General features: G+C 61.0%; 5 protein-coding genes. 1 reads left to right on the forward strand and 4 read right to left on the reverse strand.

Annotation, left to right across the window (positions count from 1 at the left end):
- The coding region (locus EPO09_RS17390; RefSeq protein ID WP_290644927.1) for a PEP-CTERM sorting domain-containing protein at positions 1–435 on the forward strand (435 nt) is incomplete at its 5' end.
- A gap of 148 nt (positions 436–583) precedes the next feature.
- Here EPO09_RS17390 and EPO09_RS17395 read toward each other — a convergent pair.
- The 4 genes from EPO09_RS17395 to EPO09_RS17410 all read right to left on the reverse strand — a co-directional run.
- Positions 584–1228, reverse strand: a complete 645-nt coding sequence (locus EPO09_RS17395; RefSeq protein WP_290644929.1) for an OmpW family outer membrane protein — start codon at positions 1226–1228, stop codon at positions 584–586.
- Positions 1229–1433: 205 nt separating this feature from the next.
- Positions 1434–2273, reverse strand: a complete 840-nt coding sequence (gene metF, locus EPO09_RS17400; RefSeq protein ID WP_290644931.1) for a methylenetetrahydrofolate reductase [NAD(P)H] — start codon at positions 2271–2273, stop codon at positions 1434–1436.
- A 57-nt stretch (positions 2274–2330) separates the two neighbouring features.
- Positions 2331–3119 carry a TlyA family RNA methyltransferase gene (locus EPO09_RS17405; protein WP_290644934.1) on the reverse strand — a complete coding sequence of 263 codons (789 nt, stop codon included), beginning with the start codon at positions 3117–3119 and terminating at the stop codon, positions 2331–2333.
- 8 nt (positions 3120–3127) lie between these two features.
- Positions 3128–3781: adenosylhomocysteinase (locus EPO09_RS17410; protein WP_290644936.1), on the reverse strand; the 654-nt coding region annotated here is incomplete at its 5' end.

A 3781-nucleotide genomic window follows, 5' to 3' on the forward strand; every position in this document is an offset into this window, starting at 1 on the left:
ATCTCGCTGAGCACCTCCATCGCCTTCGTCGGTACGGTCAAGGTCAACATGACCAACTTCTCGTACAACGCAGCCGACAACATGCTGTACGGCGACCTGCTTGTCACGGCTCTGGGTAGCAGCAAGACTTACACGAACCAGTCGATCCTGGTGGCCGGCACCGAAGTGGGCACCATCGGCAGCAGCAACATCAACAGCGTGACCAGCTCTGCTACAGCTCGTCCCCTGAACATGAACCTGTCGTCGTTCACGCTGTCTTCTGACCTGCAAACCCAACTGGGTAACGCTGTGTCCTTCGTGTCCTGGCTGCCTGCCGCTGTGAAGAACATCACCGTGACCAGCGCCACGCCAGCCGTGCCCGAGCCTTCGACTTACGCTCTGATGGGCCTGGGTCTGGTTGGCATCGCTCTGGCCGCCCGTCGCAAGCAAGCCTGATCTTTGCGATCAGCCTGCTGACGCAGCAAGAAGGCTCCTCATTGAGGAGCCTTTTTCTTTGGCCAGGATGCTTCACCACACGCACCAATGCAAAAGGGCCCCGAAGGGCCCTTTTGCCATCAAGTCTGGCTTGCTTCAGCCAGGCTGATCAGAAGCGGTAGCCGATACCAACACCGAACAGCACGGGATCGATCTTGACGGTGCCCAGGTGGGAACCATCGGCGGTAGCGGTCACATCGGTACGGATGTCGATCTTCTTGAAGTCGACGTTGAAGTACAGGTTCTGCGTGATGGGGAAGTCTGCACCGAACTGAACAGCAGTACCCCAGCTATTGCGGTCCACGTCATACGCACCGTTGCCCAGATTGACGGACGAGAAGTGCGTGAAGTTCACACCTGCGCCGATGTAAGGACGCACAGTGGGGTTCGTCGGTGCAAAGTGGTATTGAACGGTCAGCGTTGGGGGCAGATGGCGCAAAGTACCCAGTTTCGTTGGGTGCGCAGAGTCACCCATGTTCAGGGACACAGTCTGCTTCTGAGGCGTCGTGGCAATCAGTTCCAACGCAACATTGGGAGTCACGAAGTAAGAGGCGTCGATTTCCCAGATGTACTTGGAGTTGACCGCGACGCCGTTGTAGGGCGCGCCAGCCAATGGGCCGGTGGTGTCATTCGCTGGGTCCAGTTGCAGGACGCGGGCACGCACCATGAAATCGCCAGCGTAAGCGGGCGCAGCGGCGGCGCATGCCAGAGCGGCAGCAGCGATCAGGCGGGTGCGGATGGAAGTGGCGTTCATGATTGATCCTTCTTGTGGCTAGGTTGCTGGGGAGCGTGTTGGCGCTACCCATGCATCCATTGCAACAAGTTCAGACCGCCCAAAACTTGTGCTGCATCAACTCAGCGTGGCCCAAAGCGGTGCGAATACTCCAAAACCCTTAGGGTTTTGCGCCAGATCAGACGAACGCGATGCGTTTGAGCAACGGATCTGACAATGAGCGCAGTCAAAGACCCAGGCGCCGGGCAATGGCCAGCACAGGGCCCGATTGGTTCATCGTGTAGAAGTGCAGCCCGGGCACGCCGCCTTGGCGCAGCTTCTCGCACAGCTCGCTGACCACGTCCAGACCGAAAGCCTGGATCGAGGCCTTGTCGTCGCCATAGCCTTCCAGGCGGGTGCGGATCCAGCGCGGGATCTCGGCGCCGCAGGCATCCGAAAAGCGCATGAGCTGGGTCGAGTTCGTGATGGGCATGATGCCGGGGATCACGGGGATGGTGGCGCCGGCCTTGGTCGCGTCGTCCACAAAGCGGAAATAGGCATCCGCGTTGAAGAAGTACTGCGTCAGGGCCACATCGGCACCGGCTTTCACCTTGGTGACGTAAGCCTGCAGATCGGCCTGCGGGTTGCGGGCCTGAGGGTGCATCTCGGGGTAGACGCCCACTTCGATGTGGAAATGCTGGCCGGTTTCTTCACGGATGAAGGCCACCAGTTCGCTGGCGTAGCGGAACTCGCCGAAGCCGCCGTAGCCGCTGGGCAAGTCACCGCGCAGGGCCACCAGGCGCTTGATACCGTCAGCCTTGAATTGCGCCAGTTGCTCGCGCACGGACGCCTTGGTGGCGCCGATGCAGGAGAAGTGAGGCGCGGCGTCGAAGCCTTCGCTCAAGATGGCGCGCACCGTCTGGATGGTGCCGTCCTGGGTGGAGCCGCCGGCGCCGTAGGTCACCGAGCAGTACTCGGGCTTGAGCGGGTAGAGCTGCTGGCGCACGGCGGCCAGCTTGTCCACACCCTCAGGCGTCTTGGGCGGGAAGAACTCCAGGCTGATGGGCAGACGCGTCAAGGTCGTCATAGAGAACTTTCAAGATCTGTTCGGATGCGGCTCACAACATAAGCGAGCGTTTACTTATCAAGCCTTGCGCGCCCGAACAAAGAATTCACGGTTGCCGTCGCCACCGGCGATCGGGCTATTGAAGTAAGCACTGACTTTCAAACCAAGATCCGTACAGGCCTGGCGAATACGTGCTTCCACCTCGGGGTAGCTGGCTGGATCTTTCACCAGGCCGCGCTTGCCGATGTGCTCGGGTTGCAGCTCGAACTGCGGTTTGACCAGCATGAGCATCTCGCCCTTGTCGGCCAGGAAAGGCACGAGCGCGGGCAAGACCAGCGTGAGCGAAATGAAGGAGAGATCGCCCACGATGAAGTCGAAACCCGCTTCGGGTGCATCCTCGCCGAGGTCTTCAGCGGTGAGGTGGCGTGCGTTGACGCCCTCGATCACCGTGACCTGAGGATGCTCGGCGATGCTGTGGTGCACCTGACCATGACCCACATCCACGCCCACCACGTGCGACGCGCCATGCGACAGCAGCACCTCGGTGAAGCCACCGGTGCTCTGGCCGATGTCCAGACAAAGCTTGTCCTTCAGATCGACCGGGTGCTTGCAGAACGCGCAATGCTTGAGGGCGCCTTCCAGCTTCAGGCCGGCGCGGGAAACCCAGCGGGTCTCCGAGTCGTCCGTCACCTGGAATTCACTCTCGATGGGCAACTGCTCGCCCGCCTTGCGCACGGTGGTCCAGCCTTTGGGGCCGCTCCACTGCACAGCGCCTTGTTCGATCAGCCGTTGTGCAGCCGAGCGCGTAGGCGCCATGCCCTTTTCCAGAATGAGCTGATCGGCGCGGGCGAGGAGGATGTTGGTCATGTGTCTTATCAGTAGCGGTAGGTGTCAGGCTTGTAAGGGCCTTGCTTGGGCACGCCGATGTAGGCGGCCTGCTCTTCGGTCAGCTCGGTCAGCTGGGCGTTGAGCGTGGTCAGTTGCAGGCGGGCGACCTTTTCGTCCAGGTGCTTGGGCAGCACATAGACCTTGCCGTTGTCGTAGGCGTCGCTGTGGGCGAACAGCTCGATCTGGGCGATGGTCTGGTTGGCGAAGCTGGACGACATCACGTAGCTGGGGTGACCCGTGCCGCAGCCCAGGTTCACCAGGCGGCCCTTGGCCAGCAGGATGATGCGCTTGCCGTCCTTGAAGATGACGTGGTCAACCTGGGGCTTGATCTCTTCCCACTCGCAGTTCTCTTCCAGCTTGGCAACCTGGATTTCGTTGTCGAAGTGACCGATGTTGCAGACGATGGCGTTGTTCTTCATCGCGGCCATGTGCTCATAGGTGATCACGTCGCGGTTGCCGGTCGTGGTCACGAAGATGTCGGCCTTGTCGGCAGCCCAGTCCATCGTGACGACGCGGTAGCCTTCCATGGCGGCTTGCAGGGCGTTGATCGGGTCGATTTCCGTCACCCACACTTGGGCCGACAGGGCGCGCAAGGCTTGAGCCGAGCCCTTGCCCACGTCACCGTAGCCAGCCACCACGGC

Origin of the sequence: Aquabacterium sp. (genome assembly GCF_004297345.1) — a bacterium.
In the GTDB taxonomy this organism is placed as follows: domain Bacteria; phylum Pseudomonadota; class Gammaproteobacteria; order Burkholderiales; family Burkholderiaceae_C; genus Aquabacterium.